This is a genomic window from Mesorhizobium subarcticum (assembly GCF_055456085.1).
In genome coordinates this window covers 5,584,892-5,599,780 of sequence record NZ_CM144237.1, presented here as the reverse complement: position 1 = coordinate 5,599,780, position 14,889 = coordinate 5,584,892, and the positions used below count along the sequence as shown (strand labels likewise).

Sequence of the window (14,889 nt, the reverse complement as noted above, 5' to 3'; positions counted from 1 at the left end):
CGATGGTCAGGTCCGAAAAACCTGCGCCTGGCAGGCGCGAACACAACCAGCTTCCGTAGTCTCGCCGCCAAGCGTCAGTCCTGTACTGACCTTTATAGTGCAGGCGCCGCAGTGTCCGACACGGCAGTCGTGCGGCAAGTCGACCCCTTGCCGAAGAGCTGCATCGAGCAGGCGATCTCCAGCGTTGGCGCAGAATTGCTCGTCGTCCAGGGTTACCTTCAAAAGCTTGGCCATCATTTCAACTCCAGTTTCAGTGGTCGCAGGTGATATGTGTGGCGGGTCTGGGCGTGATCGAACGCGGCCAGCCACATCAGGGTGCCGGATGAAACGGCAACGTCATCAGGTCCGCCGCTTAAGGATCGTCTGACTTCCAACACCCATTTGCCGCCCGCCCACACCGCCGCGCCGTGCACTTCGTCGCCTGTACGGAGGCCTTCATCGTCGACGACAACACCTGGGATGAGAGTGCCATCTGGAACAAGGGCGTCTGATGTGGCCGAATACAGTTCAGCCTGGCTGGCACGCAAACCCCATACGCCTTGAAATTCGACCGAATCGCTGCTGGCGGGCGTCGCCTTCATCATCTGAACGGTTGGTAACTGCGCTTCACGGCTCGGCAAATAGGCTGGTCGCAGCACCTTTTGTCCGCCATCCGATACCTCGGCTACATTGGGGCGCACTTCCAGCGCTCCCATGTCAGCCTCGAATCCACCCGTGTAACGGCCCTCGCCCTTTGCCTGCGCGGCCGTTAGCGGGAGTGGCTGGCCGACATGTTCGTCCTGCATGACAGTCGTGATGGAGTTGCAAACCGCGTCCCACTCCCAGACATCAAGGAGACCGCCCTCCGTCACGTAGTGCAGGCCGCGTCCCGATATCGAGCGCGCTCCGTTATTCAGCGGATTGCTTCCGAGATGAATTGCCGCACCGATGAGGCTGGCAGACGAGTGCGCGAGCATGATTGCCAGTCGATCGTCATAGAAATTGTTTTCGCCGCCGCGCTGGGCTTGCGTGCGCAGGTAGGACCATCGTCCTCCCTTCTTGATGAGGGACGGCCGTTCCAGCGAACGAGTGGGGTCATCCCATACAAAAGCAAAATAGACATTGTGGTCGTCATGAACCGCCCGCACCACAATCCGCGTGTCGCCATTGCCACCGAAGTCTCCACCATGCGCGGTCATCAATTCAACAGGCATTGCTTTTGCCCATACATCTTCCGAAATGTCGCCATCCAGAACGGGGGCATGGATCTCATCGATGGACGCGACCAACAAGGTAGGCTGTGTGACAGCTTCCAGTCCCATCAGACCGCCGCCCACAAGGAGCGCTGCCATCGCCGAACTCACGACTGGGTGGGACAGAAATGTGTGATCACCCATGCTTGCGCCGCTCGTCCTGATGTTCATCAGTCAGGCGCCCCTTGGCCTGCTGCGCGAGGAGATCAGAGACGAGCCCCGCAAGGTCGGGGGCGGGAGCGGCCCTTTGAAGCTTCGACGGGCGCAGGATACGAGTCAGCTGAGCGAGCCCGCCAATTCGCAGCTGAACTATGACATGGAGAAGCGGAAAGGCCGCCATGGTCCAGATGCTGTGGAGATGAACCAGCAAGACAATCCCGCCGAAGCCGAAGTACAGCATCCAGCCGGTGATCAGACATCCGATGCAACTGATGAAAAACATCCAGTACAGGAACACATTCATCGCTCCCCATCTTGCCTTTCTGGACGAGACGGCGCTTGAAATCCTTGATCCGCCAAGCCTGATGCGCGCAAAGAGTTTGGCCATAGAGATGTAGACGACATAGCCGAGGGCCGTGGCGGTAAGAATGGTGGCCCCCAATACATGATCTGACCAAAGCTGATTGGCCGGAAGAATGCCGTCTAAGTTCCGCAGCCAATCGAGGTTGTCGTTGTCGGAGGCGACACGCATGCCTGTCAGCAGAACCCAGGTAAACGCCACCGCGAAGCACCAGTGCAGCGCGATCGTGCCGAAATCGGTCCGAGGCGGTATCTTCTTGCCCGCTTTCTTTCGCTGTTCGCCAGGTTCCTTTGACAGCGGCTCGTGGAAGGTCCCGGCCGAGGCACCCAGGGCGTGAGAATCGGGTATGATCTGGTCTAAGCGGTAGATGGGTGTCTTTGGCAGCGGGTTTGACATGGAAGCGTTTCGTTCCGTTTGTCTTTTGGCGCGACGCCTGATTTGGCGGCGAGGCACAAACCCGAACTCGGTGAATCGCGACCGGTTTTTGAATGGCGGATGACAGGCTTGGAGGGAACGCCCCGCAGACCTAATTTTTGATCGGTCGGACTAATTACTTGGGCGCAATAAGACCTTAGTCTTAAGAAATGATACAAAATAGATCGTCATAAGAGTAACTTCACAATCTATTATGTATTGATTTTAAATTTGAAGTAACCTTTTTTGTCGGATCGTAAATAACTGTTCACCTTTTGATGTCGACGGTGCCTGTGAGGCAACCTCGTAATTTCACGAAAAAAATGGCTCGACCGGTTGTCGCCGGGCATGTGCTATTTCGCGAAAGTGGTCCCACTGGGGTTCGTGTCATCGCCCTTCCTTTGCCCTGTAACAGGCGCTCGGCCAGCGTGGGCACGCAGCGGATGATGCCTCCGCGAGTACGGATTGAATGCCTATCGCAATCGGTGCTCATGGAAAATACTGGCGCTGCTAGTATGCGTACGAGCGCGAGTAAGCCTTATGCGTGCGGGATTCGGACCAAGGTCCGTCTTGCTCACTTCATTAGTTTTGCCGAATGTATGCCCAGCCGGCCCGCCCAAAGCCCCACCGGCTAAGGCCCGGCACCTCGGTGAACACCCAGGCTGTCGGGCCTCCCCCTTGCGTCTTTGCCACCTCGCCGTTGCCCGGAATGGCCGCGTACGGAATGCGAACGCTTGCTCATTCGATCGGTATCTGTCTTACGAGACAAAACTTGGCTGGGGCCAAGACCTATGAAATCGATAGAGACTAATGACCGGGCGATCCGCTCAGCAGGCATAGCCCGACTTAAGTCTCCCCCAAGGCGAGACTTAAGACCGATGCAACAGGCATTTAGCGGCTTATGATCGGTGCCATTACGGATGGATGGCGCGATTGCTTAAGGAATACCTTCGGCTCTGGAACAGGCTGTCGTTGGCCTTACAATTCTTTATTGCGGGCGGTTTTGTGCTGCTGGCGGCGATGCTGGTTGCAGGCTTGTGGGTAACCTCACAAATCCGCCAAGGCGTGATCCGCAATTCCGCCGCCACAACGGCGCTCTATGTGGACAGCGTGATCGCGCCACTTTTGCCGGACATGCGCAAGGGCGGTGATCTCAGCGACAACGTTAAACGGGCGCTCGACGAGACACTCGGCCAGGGTCGGCTCGGCAAGCGGCTGGCCTCGTTCAAGTTGTGGCGGCGCGACGGCATGGTGCTTTACGCCAAAAATGCGGCGCTGATTGGCCATGCGTTCGAGCCGAACGCCAATCTGATTGCCGCCTTCAGCGGGAATGTTGTCGCCGAGTTCAACCAGCTCGACGAAGCCGAAGCCCAGGATGGAAGGGTGGCAGGCGGTCCATTGCTTGAAATCTATAATCCGGTACGCGAACCGTGGTCGGGCGAAGCCGTCGCGGTCTCCGAATTCTACGAATTGTCCGACGATTTCCAGTCGACGCTGAGCGCTGCTTTCTGGTCAAGCTGGGCGGTGGTCGCGGGCGCCACGGTAGCTGCACTGGCACTTCTGTCCGGCATTGTCTTTCGCGGCAGCCGCACCATCGAGGCGCAGCGTGTGTCACTCGAGGCAAAGGTTGCCGAATTGCTGAAATTGTTGTCACAAAACTCAACGCTGCGCCGGCGTGTCCAGCGCGCGTCGCGGCGCGCCACCTCAATCAATGAGCGGTATCTCAGGCGCATTGGTGCGGACCTGCACGACGGACCCGCACAGCTCGTGGCACTGGCGGCGTTACGCATGGACAGCCCGCTGCTGGCCGATGGAGAGATGTCGATCGAAACGCGCGAAGCTGAGATTGAAAGTATCCGCAAGACGTTAAACGAGGCGATGCGCGAGATACGCGGCATCTGCAATGGCTTAGTGCTGCCGCAGATCGAAACAGCAGCCGTCCTGGACATACTGCGGTTGGCCGTGACCGAACATGAACGCCGGACCGCAACCTCGGTCTCATTGACACTTCCCACCAGCGTGCCGACGCTGGGCCCGTCAGAGAAGATCAGCATTTATCGGTTCGTCCAGGAAGGGCTGAACAACGCCTGGCGTCATGCGAAAGGCAAGGACCAGGCCGTCGAAGCCCGCACGAAGGCCGGCAAGCTTTTCGTCGAGGTGTCGGATGGTGGCTCAGGCTTCAATCCAGCTCAAAGCAGAGGCCTCGGCCTTGCGGGATTGAGGGAACGCATCGAAAGCATTGGTGGACATTTCGAGATCGCGTCTAGCCCGCATGGCACGCGCTTGGCGATCACTTTGTCCTTGGAGGAGACGCCATGACCGGAACCATTCGCATAGCCATTGTCGACGACCATCCACTGTTTCGCGAGGGTGTCGCCCGCAGCCTTGGTGAGATCGGCTGCTTCGAAGTGGTCGGCGAAGGTGCCAGCGCGGACGATGCAGAGCGACTGGTCCAGGCGAAGCAACCCGACGTTCTTCTGCTCGATATCAGCATGCCGGGCGGTGGGCTTGCCGCTGTGGCGAGCATCCTGGCTGCCAGCCCACAACAGAAGATCGTCATGCTGACCGTGTCGGAGGCCAATTCCAATGTCACCCAGGCGCTCAACGCAGGCGTGCGCGGCTATGTGCTGAAAGGGGTCGGTTCGAAGATGCTGGCGGAGGTCCTCCACGGCGTCGCGGCTGGCGAAAGGTATGTATCTCCGACCCTGTCGGCGAGAATGTTGTCTGACCTTTTGCAACCGGGTGACCGCAAGGTCGATCGCATCCGCCAACTCACTGAGCGTGAGGCAGAGATCCTGCGCTTGGTAGCGGAGGGGTTGAGCAACAAGGAAGTTGCCGGGCGGCTGGCGCTGCAGGAAAAGACGGTCAAGCACCACATGACACAAGTTTTGTCGAAGCTTGATGTACGAAATCGCACGGAGGCTGCGCTGTTGATGCAACAGATCAAGGATAACTTCGGCTGAAGATGGTGTCCTCCGATCGCTTGTCGGCGAGAGAACTCACCCCCGCCCGGAGGCAGGGGTGAGGTGAGAAACGAGTGTTGCCTTACTAAACTTCTCCGCTCTCACAACTCTGGGAAAACCCTGGCTCTTACAGCCCTTTGAGGCGTGCCAGATCAGCAGCCGTAGCAGCGCGGTTGACGATGGTGCGGCCGAGCGTGTCCTCCATCACAAAGCGGCCGTTTTCAACTCTTTCCCTGAAGCCATCGGGGTGCACAACCTGGATGGCCGTGCCATGGATGCTGACGCTGTCGCCAGTCGCGGGGTTCACGTGGACGTTGCCGGTGCCGCCATCGCCACCACCATCGCCGCCGCCACCATCGCCACCGCCGCCGCCGCCACCACCGTCGCCGCCGCCACCGTCGCCGCCGCCACCACCGTCGCCACCACCGTCGCCGCCGCCACCACCGTCGCCGCCACCGTCGCCGCCGCCACCACCGTCGCCGCCACCGCTACCGCCGCCACCGCCATCGCCATCGCCGTGGCCACCATCGCCACCGCCGTGGCCACCACCGTCATGGCCACCGCCGCTCTCGGCATGGGCGTTTGCAGGACCGATACCAGCGGTACAGTCGAAACTGACACGATAGGGCGCGACTGTGAGGGCCAACGCCGTCGATGCCCGTAGGACGAACCAGCAAATTCGGGTCAACGACGGCGTATTCATTTTTCTATCGTCCTGCCAGATTAGGGCGTCGTAGCCACCGGCGGAGTGTCGTCGTCGTTGGCATCGTCGTCAGCGCCACCGCCGGTCGTTGTTCCGCCGCCATTGTCGTCACCGGCGTCGTGGCCGGCGCCGTCGTCACTGCCACTGCCACTGCCACTGCTATCACTGTCGCCGTCGTCGCCACCATCATGGCCTTCGCCGTCATGGCCACCACTGTTACCACCGCTGCCGCCACCGCTGCCGCCACCATCACCGCCGCCGCCATCATGACCGCCATCGCCACCGCCCCCACCGCCCTCACTCTCTGCGTGGGCGCTGGCGGACACCACCTTAGCGATGCCGGCGCCGTCAAACGTAAGATGGTAGGGTGCGACGGTCAAAGCCAGCGCTGATGAAGCCCTTAAAGCGAGCCAGCAAAGTCGAGTCAAAGACAGTTTGCGCATCTTGGTCCTCCTTTTGCCGGTCTTTCTGGGACGGCCTTTTGCAAGACTGAACCGGCGTTGTTGACAGGAGGAGCATTCGCTAGATCGGCCGGCGGGCGATAGTGGCCCAAGACTCATGCCTTTGTCGCTCGGACCATTTAGCGCCCAAAATCGGACCTAGGTCTTAGGCTTGACACAGCCAAGGATTGTCCATTTCTCGCCGGCAGGCAGAGATCCCCCGGGGGCGGATGACCCGATGCCACCCGCAACCATCTTTGCTGATACAACTTGCCTGTTTGCAAACCGCTTGGCAAACGCACCCGGCATTCCCGATAGTTCTATTCGATGGAGGCTGTCTTTTTGGGCGTCGGGCTTGTCCTGACAAAGGCGGTACGAACCGCATGTGCTGGCCCACCTTCCGAAGCGTAGCGCGTGCTGCTGTAACGGAGTGGTGATGGTCTGGCGCGAGGCTGTTCAACCTCATTTCCGAAAATCCGGCCGACATTCTGCCAAGGAAGATCTTCGCGGCGTGTTCCGCTTATAGGGGAGCAGAGTGTGCGCCTGCTGCCTTGCATCAGGCGCAAGCAAATGCTGAGCTTCCAAACAAAGCGGGATGCAGAATTGATCGCTTTGGTTCCACCTACCTGATGGCGTGGTGAACTTATCCACCGTTCGCGCGTTGCGTTAGGCGGTGGTTAATTTAGCTGACTCGCGCAAACATCGTTCAATTTCTTTCTTGTCCTAGGTCAAGGCTCGGGCTCTGCCGCCGAGCTATTTCGATCTAGATGTCCGCAATTTCAGCCTCAGCAATTTCCAGTTTGATTTTCAAAGGAAGGTCTCAAGACTCATGCCGCTCATTCAGCATATCCATCCGATCTTCGTGCATTTTCCAATCGTCATCATTTTCACGGTCACGTTGATCGACATTATCGCCCTCTCGCGGCGCCAAGACATGACAGTGCGAAGCGGTGCCGGCACGATTTCGACGGGCCTTGCCGTGGCTGCCGGGCTGTTCGCCATTGTAACCTGGTATCTTGGCGGGCTGGCGCTGGATGTCGCGGAATCCGGCGGCTTCAGCAGCCCGGTGGCAGAGATGCACGAGGGATTGGGCGGCCTCACCGCGCTGGCTTTCTTCATCTGGGGTATCGTCCGCCTGGGCCTATGGGTTCGCAATCGCGGCATCGGGGCTATGGCTGTCGCCGTTCCGGTGATTGAGCTTGCCGGGTCCGTCCTGGTCACGGTCACCGCCTATTATGGCGGCATCCTGGTCTACGATCTCGGCGTGAACGTCGCCAAGGGCGTGGTCGGCGGATAATGGCAAAGGGTCATTCCATGCAAAGATTGAGCCTGTTGCCTCTCGTCACTTACCCCGAACTCGAACACCGAGAGGACCACGCAGAACGCAGTTGCGTTCGCTCACCAGATAGGCAGCGCGCTTCATGCTATGGCCATCAACGTCGACATTCCGGATGTGTCGAATGCCCTGTCAAAATTTCTGATGAACCTTCCTCAAATGATCCGTGAAGCCGAGGCTGCCAGCCGCCAGCACACGCTGGATCTCCTCACCGCGCTTGCCAAGGAGGCCTCGGTGGTCGGATTATCGCTGACCACAGAGGAGATTGCTGCTCCGCCGGCATTGATGGGAGAGGCCGCAGCAGCAAAGGCCCGCTATTTCGATCTGGCTCTTGTCGGCTGGGTGCCAAAGAATCAGACGGTTCGGATGGTATCCGAGGCTGTCCTGTTCGGTTCCGGTCGGCCCATGGTGCTTCTCCCCGAAGTTGCGACAGCGGGTGCAATAAACCATGTCGCTATCGCGTGGGATGGCAGCCGTGTCGCAGCCCGTGCAGTCGCCGATGCGCAAGTGTTTCTGAATGGCGCTTCGACGGTGACGGTCATGACCGTTGTTGGGGAAAAGACCCTCGAAGCCGAAGATATCGGCGAGCGCCTCGCTTCTGGACTTGTGGCTCGTGGACTCCCCGCTACCGCGGTTTCCATCAGGGCCGAAGCAGGTCCAATAAGCAATACGCTCCAGAATTGCGCTCTGGAGATGGGCGCGAATCTGCTGGTCATGGGTGGGTACGGTCACTCCCGTGTCAGGGACTTTGTTCTGGGTGGTGCGACCGAAGGTGTCCTGAGCGACCTCAGACTTCCCATCCTTTTGTCTCACTAAATTACGCCTTGTTGCCAGTCTGCCCGTGCAGGCGAAGAACAGGCCATGGCATTGGCCGAACGACCGCCAGAGTGAGTTGACATGCCACAAGCTATCTCGACGGCGGATACGTTTCACGGCCTTTCAGAGACCGAGGCGCAAACCAGGTTGGTTGCCGAAGGGCCCAACGAACTGCCGAGGGCCAACCGACGCACGCCGTTGCGGATTGCTCTTGAGGTCATTCGCGAGCCGATGCTTGCGCTCCTGCTTGGTGGCGGCGTTGTCTATCTGCTTCTGGGCAACCTGGAGGAAGCGCTGATCCTGCTGGCCTTTGCCACGATGTCGATCGGCATAACCATCATACAGGAGACACGCACCGAGCGTGTCCTGGAAGCGCTGCGTGATCTCACAAGTCCTCGCGCCCTGGTCATACGCGGTGGTGAACGCAAGCGCATTGCGGGTCGAGAAGTTGTCCAGGGTGACGTCGTCGTGCTTGGCGAGGGTGACCGGGTGCCGGCCGATGCCACGCTGCTGCAGAGTCAGGACCTTCAGTGCGACGAATCGCTTTTGACTGGTGAATCCGTACCTGTTCGAAAGATCGCCGCCGACACCGCCGCGCCACTGACCGAACGCCGGCCAGGCGGCGACGACCTGCCTTTCATATTCTCGGGTTCGCTGATCGTCCGTGGCTCGGGCATAGGGGAAGTCTCGGCGACGGGGCCACGGAGCGAAATCGGCAAGATAGGGCACTCGCTGAGTTCAATGGAGACCGAACCGCCGCGATTGCAGGCGCAGATGCGACGTGTTGTACGCACGTTCGCAATGGTTGGCAGCGCGGTCAGCGTCGTCGCCGTCTTGCTTTATGGGTTTCTGCGTGGCGGATGGCTTGACGCCGTGCTCGCGGGCATCGCGCTCGGCATGTCCATGCTGCCGGAAGAGTTTCCCGTCGTGCTCACGATCTTCATGGCCATGGGTGCGTGGCGCATATCACAGGCGCGCGTCCTGACCCGCAGGGCCGCGGCGATCGAAACCCTTGGTTCGGCGACGATCCTTTGCACCGACAAGACAGGAACTCTCACCGAGAACCGCATGACGATCGCCGAACTTCGGACGGCGGATGGAAAGTCGTTTGGGATGGCGGATAACCCGGGCACCGATCTGCCGGCGGCATTCGCCGATCTGACCGAGATCGGAGTGCTTGCCAGTGCCGAGATTCCTTTCGACCCCATGGAGATCGCATTTCACAAGCTCGCCAAGGAACGGCTGTCCAAACGCAAGATACTGGAGAATCCGGATTGGGAGCTGGTCCGCGGCTATCCGCTTCGACCTGGACTGCTGGCGATGTCGAACGTCTGGCAATCGACAGGAGGCCATGGGAATTCGCTGGTTGCGGCAAAGGGAGCGCCGGAAACGATCGGGGCGCTGTGCCATCTGAACGCAAAGGATTTGAAAGCCTTGAAAAGCTCCGTCGAAGCCATGGCGACCGAAGGATTGCGAGTGCTCGGCGTGGCCCGTGTATCCCGTCGCGGCGGCGCCTTGCCGGAGACGCAACACGATTTCAAATTTGAGTTCCTAGGACTTGTCGGCCTGACCGATCCACTGCGCGCAAGTGTCCCATATGCCGTAAGCGACGCGCGTTCAGCTGGCATCAGGGTGATGATGATCACCGGCGACTACCCGGCAACCGCCAAGGTAATCGCACGCCAGGCCGGCCTCGATGCCGAGAGCATCGTGACCGGCAGTGAGATGCAGGCGCTCAATGACGAGGAGCTGGCTTTGCGCGTGAAAACCGCGACAGTGTTCGCGCGCATCATGCCCGAACAGAAGCTTCGCATCGTCAGCGCCTTGAAGTCGAATGGTGAAATCGTTGCCATGACTGGCGACGGGGTCAACGACGCCCCATCGCTCAAGGCAGCCAATATCGGCATTGCCATGGGAGGTCGTGGCACAGACGTCGCGCGCGAAGCGTCGGCGATCGTTCTGCTCGACGACGATTTCGGTTCGATCGTCAAAGCCGTTCGGCTTGGGCGCCGCATCTTCGACAATCTGCGCAAGGCAATGGGATTCATCTTCGCCGTCCACGTGCCGATTGCCGGTCTCTCGCTGCTGCCCCTGCTGTTTGGCCTGCCAATCCTGTTCGGGCCAATACATATCGCCTTTCTGGAGATGGTGATCGATCCGGTGTGCTCGCTGGTCTTCGAGGCTGAAACCGAAGAAGACGATGTGATGCGCCGTCCGCCTCGCAACCCGGATGCACCTTTGTTTTCTGGCGCCTTGATCGGGTGGGGGCTTGTTCAGGGGACGCTCGCCTTCGCATTTCTCGCGGGCATCTATCTTGTCGCCCTGAAGCAGGGCATGGCTGAGAACGAAATCCGAGCCCTGATATTTTTCTCGCTGGTGCTGACAATCGTGGGGCTGATTTTTGTCAATCGCTCCTTCAGCGCATCCCTTCTGACCGCGATCACCAGGCCCAATCGATCGCTCATGATTGTTGTCGTGGTCGTCGCTTCAACGCTGAGCGGGACACTCCTGTGGCCGTTCGCCACCGACCTCTTCCGCTTCGGACCGCTGCATCTCAACGACCTGGCAGTGACGCTTGCGGCGGGATTTGCCGTGTTGGCATGCCTGGAGCTGCTGAAGCCACTCTGGCGCAAGCAACTGAAGGGCTAGAAGCAGATTCTCGATGGGAGGCGGAATGTGGCTCAGTTTACGAGAAATGAATCCTTTCGAAGAACTGTATGTTACGAGACATCGTCTCGTTTCTCACCGCAAGCGTTCGTCAACACTTCGCATTGCCCTGGCCGCTGCGGATCACGCTCTATCCATTTCCGGAAGGCGCATCGCGACGAGCAGCGGGCTGTGAACTTGCGTGCGCTTTTGGACAAATCGGCAGAAGCCATGCGGGAAGCCCGCCGCCTTCCGGGGTCGGGAATCTTTCGGCCGCAGACGGTCGATCCAAGGTGATCATTCTTGCGTGAACACCCATTGAGTTGGGGGCGTGCCTACATGGTGCCGATACGGAAACTTGGAGCTAGACACAACTCATTTCCAATCAGAGGCACAAGTCCCGGAAATGCTGGCGATCCCGACAGGATTCGAACCTGTGACCATCGGCTTAGAAGGCCGGTGCTCTATCCAGCTGAGCTACGGGACCGCTGGCCGGCCACTGGGCCGGCTGGATACTTGGCGCTGGCCGCCGATCAATGCGTCCAGGGCGTCCTGCGGTCATAGCGGAAATTCTCCGCATAGGAAATCTGGCGGCGCTTGGTCTCTTTTGGCTCCTCGACACGGAAGGTCAGCCCTTTCTTTTCAGCATAGGCAACTGCCTCTTCCCTCGTGTCGAAGGTGAGCCTGATCTGGCTCTTCATGTCTCCCGAGGTCGTGTAGCCCATCAGGGGATCGATCTTCTTGCGCATCTCCGGGTCGAATTCCAGCACCCATTGACCAGTCTTGGCCTTGCCGGACTGCATTGCGGTTTTGGCAGGGCTGAAAATGCGCGCGGACATGGCCACCTCGTTATTATCCAAGGCGGCATCGCCACCCTTCGCCCGTCATTACTGCGCAATGCGCATGTCGGCAAGGTTTTTGCACTTGCCATGTAACACCGAAATGAATAGGCAACAGACCGTTCGGAGTGTAGCGCAGGCTGGTAGCGCATCTGGTTTGGGACCAGAGGGTCGGGAGTTCGAATCTCTCCACTCCGACCATCATCTCATATCCCACGCGATCGAGGCGCCCACCGCGACAGCGGCCCGTGCTTTCGCCCGGTCATTGATTGTCCATCACAACCCCGCTCAACGAGGAGTTGGGTTTCGACTTTTCGCCCATTGGCTTGGCCGAGCCGGAATTATTTCGTGATCCGCGAAGCCTGGAACCTTAGCCCACACCATGCGTTCGGGGCCTTGTATTCGCGGAGCCTCATAAAAGGCAAAGTGCGGCCGGCGAATGGGCGGGGCAAACAAAGCGGGTTGGGGGAGGAGAAAACCAGGCCATGTCGAAACGTGAAATTGGAACGTCCCCTGCGTTGGGGCGACGTATCGCTGAACTCAGGGCCAGAATGCAGGATGCCGAAATTTCCGACCATGAGATGAAGACCTTCCACAAGGTCGCCGCCATTATGGGGGCCGGCGACGGTTCGCTACGACTGGATGCCGACGACCTGATCGCGGCATCCTTCGTCGTCGAGACGGGTGGACCGGCGCCCAGCCGCTGATATCAAGGATTTCTCCGGATCTACCCGAAGTTCGGCGAACGCGCTCGCTTCCATCGCCGGAGCACGGCAGCCCATCGGGCGAGCCTGCTCCGGTTCCTGGTCATCTGATCTCGAATTGAAGGAAACTCTTATCATTTTGTTTGCGTTGGTACGTCATAGTAGCGACGACTAACGGAGTTGAACGCAATGAAGCTCGACCTGTCGCCGACAAGCTGGGGCAGGGTGATCGCTGCAACCGCCGCCGGTACGGCATTCTTCATTGCCGTGGCGTTTTTCGTCGATTCCTTCAATTTCCCCTATCTTTCGCCCGAGGCTGTGTGGCGGGCGCAACTGACAGATCTTATGCTGCCCCTGGTGCTGGGCGGATCGTTTCTGTTTTTCCTCATGTGGAAGATCCGCCAGCTGGCCATAGCCCAGCGCGACCTCAGCATCGTTGCCGCGACCGACAGTCTGACGGCGGTGCTGAACCGTGGCGCCTTCTCCATGCTGGTCGAGGCCTATCTCGAGCAGACCCGCAAGCAGGAGCAAACCCATTCTGGGGCGCTGCTGATCATCGACGCCGACCACTTCAAGGCGATCAACGACCGCCTCGGCCATGACTGTGGCGACCAAGCGCTCAAGCTGATCGCGCAGGCGATCAAGGGACAGTTGCGCGGCGGCGATATCGTCGGCCGCATCGGCGGCGAGGAGTTTGGCGTGTTTCTTCCCGGTGTCGACCCCTCGCAATCCTGGCTGGTTGCCGAAGCCATCCGCCGACGGATACGCGAGATGGACTTTTCGCCCGGCGGCCGCTCCTGTCCGCTCTCCGTCTCGATCGGAGGCACAAGCTTTAGCGGCCCGACGACCTACGAGGCGATATTCTCCGCCGCCGACAGACGGCTCTATGCCGCCAAATCGAACGGACGCGATCAGGTCAGTTTCGACCCGACGGAAGCCTCACAGGTGTCCCAGCCCAGCGTCGCCACGGTGCATTGACCGCAGTCTTGCAGAGCGAATCAGTTGGGGGGCTGATTCCTTGACGCTTGCTTTTGGGTGTGCTTCCTCCCGGCAGGTAATGTAAAGGCATTGCCAGGGATATTTCTGCTTTCTTGAGCTCTTCGGGCGTCCAGGCCGCCAGTGCGGCCACGACTTTTTTGGTGCCGGTGAACGAGTGACGAGACGGCCCCGGACAAGGCCAGGCAAACGCACCGATCATGATCCATTTGTTCAACGGTTTTCAAAACCCGTTTGGCGGCAGTGAACGCGAAACCCTGGAGCTGTATCGGCTGTTGGGCGCCGAACGGCACGTGCGTCTGTGGGCAACCTCTTCGCGCGTGTCCGACGAACTGATGCGGCAATTTCCGGTTCGCCGTGTCTCGCCGACAACGCGCAACGTGCCGGACGGCGGCACATATGTCTTTCTTGGTGCGCATTGGCGCAACAAGGCGTGGCCTTACCTGATCGCGCGGCCGCGCCGGCTTATATACGTCTTCAACACCTTTCATCCGAAGATCATCGCACTGACGACGCGCATGCCGCGCCTGCTGGGCTGGCCGGATGCCGAACTGGTGCTGATCTCCGACTTTCAACGGCGCCTGCTGCAGGTCGAAGGTGCCGTGCATCCATCGCCGATCGATATCGACCGGTTCTCTCCACGGTCGGCCAGGCCGGATGGACCGTTCACGGTCGGGCGGTTGAGCCGCGATACGGCGGACAAGCATCATCCTGACGATTTGGCGCTCTATCAGTCCTTGCTGGCCGATGGCGATGCAGTACGGATCCAGGGCGGGATGCCACTCAAGGACAGGCTCGCGCCGCATCCGCAACTCGAGCTCCTGCCGGAAGGCCAATTTGCCGCCGAACAGTTCCTGCCGACGCTCGACGTGTTCTACTACCGCACCGGTTCGCATGTGGAGACGTTCGGCCGCGTCGTGTTCGAGGCGATGGCTTGCGGTTTGCCGGTGGTCTGCCATTCGCATGGCGGCTATGCCGATCATATCAGGCATGGCGAAAACGGCTTTCTGTTCAAGACGACGCAACAGGCGGCGCGGATCCTGGCCGAACTCAAGGCCGACCCGGCGTTGCGGGCGAGAGTGGGCCAAGAGGCGCGGCGGACCGTCGAGCAACTGTTTTCACCACAGTCTTTGCAACAGCGGCTGGATTTTTATCGACGCTAGCGGCGCAAGCCGTGGAACGACAGTTTGCCCAATCCGTTTGGCATCGCTTCCAACATCGCGCTAAAGCTGGCGCGCAAATCAAACCACCGGGCGGCCGACATCGGTGGGCCAACAGAT

The 14,889-nt window shown here is 59.6% G+C and carries 15 protein-coding genes and 2 tRNA genes; 9 read left to right on the top strand and 8 right to left on the bottom strand.

Annotation, left to right across the window (positions count from 1 at the left end):
• Positions 1-6 precede the first annotated feature (6 nt).
• From ACZYHG_RS27515 to ACZYHG_RS27505, 3 genes are read right to left on the bottom strand one after another with little or no spacing between them, the layout of a single operon-like run.
• Positions 7-237, bottom strand: coding sequence for a 2Fe-2S iron-sulfur cluster-binding protein (locus ACZYHG_RS27515; protein WP_464611242.1), 231 nt, complete (start codon positions 235-237; stop codon positions 7-9).
• Complete coding sequence (locus tag ACZYHG_RS27510; protein ID WP_464611241.1) at positions 234-1,331, bottom strand: ethylbenzene dehydrogenase-related protein; 1,098 nt, start codon at positions 1,329-1,331, stop codon at positions 234-236. Before ACZYHG_RS27510 ends, ACZYHG_RS27515 begins: the two co-directional genes overlap by 4 nt.
• A gap of 37 nt (positions 1,332-1,368) precedes the next feature.
• Positions 1,369-2,148: a cytochrome b/b6 domain-containing protein gene (locus ACZYHG_RS27505; protein ID WP_464611240.1), complete on the bottom strand. Its 780-nt coding sequence runs from the start codon at positions 2,146-2,148 to the stop codon at positions 1,369-1,371.
• Positions 2,149-3,090: 942 nt separating this feature from the next.
• Between ACZYHG_RS27505 and ACZYHG_RS27500 the strand changes: the two genes are divergently transcribed.
• Together ACZYHG_RS27500 and ACZYHG_RS27495 are read left to right on the top strand one after the other, a co-directional pair.
• Complete coding sequence (locus ACZYHG_RS27500) at positions 3,091-4,485, top strand: sensor histidine kinase (protein WP_464611239.1); 1,395 nt, start codon at positions 3,091-3,093, stop codon at positions 4,483-4,485.
• Entirely contained in the window at positions 4,482-5,129 is a 648-nt protein-coding gene (locus ACZYHG_RS27495; protein WP_464611238.1) for a response regulator, read from the top strand. Before ACZYHG_RS27500 ends, ACZYHG_RS27495 begins: the two co-directional genes overlap by 4 nt.
• 127 nt (positions 5,130-5,256) lie before the next feature.
• Here the strand turns inward: ACZYHG_RS27495 and ACZYHG_RS27490 are convergent, their stop codons facing one another.
• The 3 genes from ACZYHG_RS27490 to ACZYHG_RS27480 form a co-directional block, all read right to left on the bottom strand.
• The gene (locus tag ACZYHG_RS27490) at positions 5,257-5,436 is read right to left on the bottom strand and encodes a hypothetical protein (protein ID WP_464611237.1); all 180 of its coding nucleotides are present in this window, start codon (positions 5,434-5,436) and stop codon (positions 5,257-5,259) included.
• Positions 5,433-5,705: a hypothetical protein gene (locus ACZYHG_RS27485; RefSeq protein WP_464611236.1), complete on the bottom strand. Its 273-nt coding sequence runs from the start codon at positions 5,703-5,705 to the stop codon at positions 5,433-5,435. Before ACZYHG_RS27485 ends, ACZYHG_RS27490 begins: the two co-directional genes overlap by 4 nt.
• Positions 5,706-5,852: 147 nt before the next feature.
• Positions 5,853-6,275 (bottom strand): hypothetical protein, encoded by a 423-nt coding sequence (locus ACZYHG_RS27480; protein ID WP_464611235.1) that lies wholly within the window; start codon positions 6,273-6,275, stop codon positions 5,853-5,855.
• Between the two features lie 826 nt (positions 6,276-7,101).
• Between ACZYHG_RS27480 and ACZYHG_RS27475 the strand changes: the two genes are divergently transcribed.
• The 3 genes from ACZYHG_RS27475 to ACZYHG_RS27465 all read left to right on the top strand — a co-directional run bounded on the left by ACZYHG_RS27475 (position 7,102) and on the right by ACZYHG_RS27465 (position 11,073).
• Positions 7,102-7,569: a DUF2231 domain-containing protein gene (locus ACZYHG_RS27475; protein ID WP_464611234.1), complete on the top strand. Its 468-nt coding sequence runs from the start codon at positions 7,102-7,104 to the stop codon at positions 7,567-7,569.
• Positions 7,570-7,698: 129 nt separating this feature from the next.
• On the top strand, positions 7,699-8,424 hold the full coding sequence (locus ACZYHG_RS27470) for a universal stress protein (RefSeq protein WP_464611233.1): 726 nt from the start codon (positions 7,699-7,701) through the stop codon (positions 8,422-8,424).
• Between the two features lie 81 nt (positions 8,425-8,505).
• The gene (locus tag ACZYHG_RS27465; RefSeq protein ID WP_464611232.1) at positions 8,506-11,073 is read left to right on the top strand and encodes a cation-translocating P-type ATPase; all 2,568 of its coding nucleotides are present in this window, start codon (positions 8,506-8,508) and stop codon (positions 11,071-11,073) included.
• 407 nt (positions 11,074-11,480) lie between these two features.
• Here the strand turns inward: ACZYHG_RS27465 and ACZYHG_RS27460 are convergent.
• Positions 11,481-11,557: transfer RNA gene (locus ACZYHG_RS27460), tRNA-Arg, on the bottom strand.
• Positions 11,558-11,603: 46 nt separating this feature from the next.
• Positions 11,604-11,909: an ETC complex I subunit gene (locus tag ACZYHG_RS27455; protein WP_464611231.1), complete on the bottom strand. Its 306-nt coding sequence runs from the start codon at positions 11,907-11,909 to the stop codon at positions 11,604-11,606.
• 124 nt (positions 11,910-12,033) lie between these two features.
• Between ACZYHG_RS27455 and ACZYHG_RS27450 the strand changes: the two genes are divergently transcribed.
• The 4 genes from ACZYHG_RS27450 (at position 12,034) to ACZYHG_RS27435 (ending at position 14,772) form a co-directional block, all read left to right on the top strand.
• Positions 12,034-12,110 (top strand) — tRNA-Pro (locus tag ACZYHG_RS27450).
• A gap of 284 nt (positions 12,111-12,394) precedes the next feature.
• Entirely contained in the window at positions 12,395-12,616 is a 222-nt protein-coding gene (locus ACZYHG_RS27445; protein WP_027034578.1) for a hypothetical protein, read from the top strand.
• A gap of 186 nt (positions 12,617-12,802) precedes the next feature.
• Positions 12,803-13,591, top strand: a complete 789-nt coding sequence (locus ACZYHG_RS27440) for a GGDEF domain-containing protein (RefSeq protein ID WP_464611230.1) — start codon at positions 12,803-12,805, stop codon at positions 13,589-13,591.
• A 218-nt stretch (positions 13,592-13,809) separates the two neighbouring features.
• Positions 13,810-14,772 carry a glycosyltransferase family 4 protein gene (locus ACZYHG_RS27435; RefSeq protein WP_464611229.1) on the top strand — a complete coding sequence of 321 codons (963 nt, stop codon included), beginning with the start codon at positions 13,810-13,812 and terminating at the stop codon, positions 14,770-14,772.
• Positions 14,773-14,889: the final 117 nt, after the last annotated feature.

What these genes read in the sequence shown, in the direction of transcription:
- ACZYHG_RS27515 (WP_464611242.1), bottom strand. Translation starts at nt 237, where the DNA reads ATGATGGCCAAGCTTTTGAAGGTAACCCTGGACGACGAGCAATTCTGC.
- ACZYHG_RS27510 (WP_464611241.1), bottom strand. Translation starts at nt 1,331, where the DNA reads ATGGCAGCGCTCCTTGTGGGCGGCGGTCTGATGGGACTGGAAGCTGTC.
- ACZYHG_RS27505 (WP_464611240.1), bottom strand. Translation starts at nt 2,148, where the DNA reads ATGTCAAACCCGCTGCCAAAGACACCCATCTACCGCTTAGACCAGATC.
- ACZYHG_RS27500 (WP_464611239.1), top strand. Translation starts at nt 3,091, where the DNA reads ATGGCGCGATTGCTTAAGGAATACCTTCGGCTCTGGAACAGGCTGTCG.
- ACZYHG_RS27495 (WP_464611238.1), top strand. Translation starts at nt 4,482, where the DNA reads ATGACCGGAACCATTCGCATAGCCATTGTCGACGACCATCCACTGTTT.
- ACZYHG_RS27485 (WP_464611236.1), bottom strand. Translation starts at nt 5,705, where the DNA reads ATGCCGAGAGCGGCGGTGGCCATGACGGTGGTGGCCACGGCGGTGGCG.
- ACZYHG_RS27480 (WP_464611235.1), bottom strand. Translation starts at nt 6,275, where the DNA reads ATGCGCAAACTGTCTTTGACTCGACTTTGCTGGCTCGCTTTAAGGGCT.
- ACZYHG_RS27475 (WP_464611234.1), top strand. Translation starts at nt 7,102, where the DNA reads ATGCCGCTCATTCAGCATATCCATCCGATCTTCGTGCATTTTCCAATC.
- ACZYHG_RS27470 (WP_464611233.1), top strand. Translation starts at nt 7,699, where the DNA reads ATGGCCATCAACGTCGACATTCCGGATGTGTCGAATGCCCTGTCAAAA.
- ACZYHG_RS27465 (WP_464611232.1), top strand. Translation starts at nt 8,506, where the DNA reads ATGCCACAAGCTATCTCGACGGCGGATACGTTTCACGGCCTTTCAGAG.
- ACZYHG_RS27455 (WP_464611231.1), bottom strand. Translation starts at nt 11,909, where the DNA reads ATGTCCGCGCGCATTTTCAGCCCTGCCAAAACCGCAATGCAGTCCGGC.
- ACZYHG_RS27445 (WP_027034578.1), top strand. Translation starts at nt 12,395, where the DNA reads ATGTCGAAACGTGAAATTGGAACGTCCCCTGCGTTGGGGCGACGTATC.
- ACZYHG_RS27440 (WP_464611230.1), top strand. Translation starts at nt 12,803, where the DNA reads ATGAAGCTCGACCTGTCGCCGACAAGCTGGGGCAGGGTGATCGCTGCA.
- ACZYHG_RS27435 (WP_464611229.1), top strand. Translation starts at nt 13,810, where the DNA reads ATGATCCATTTGTTCAACGGTTTTCAAAACCCGTTTGGCGGCAGTGAA.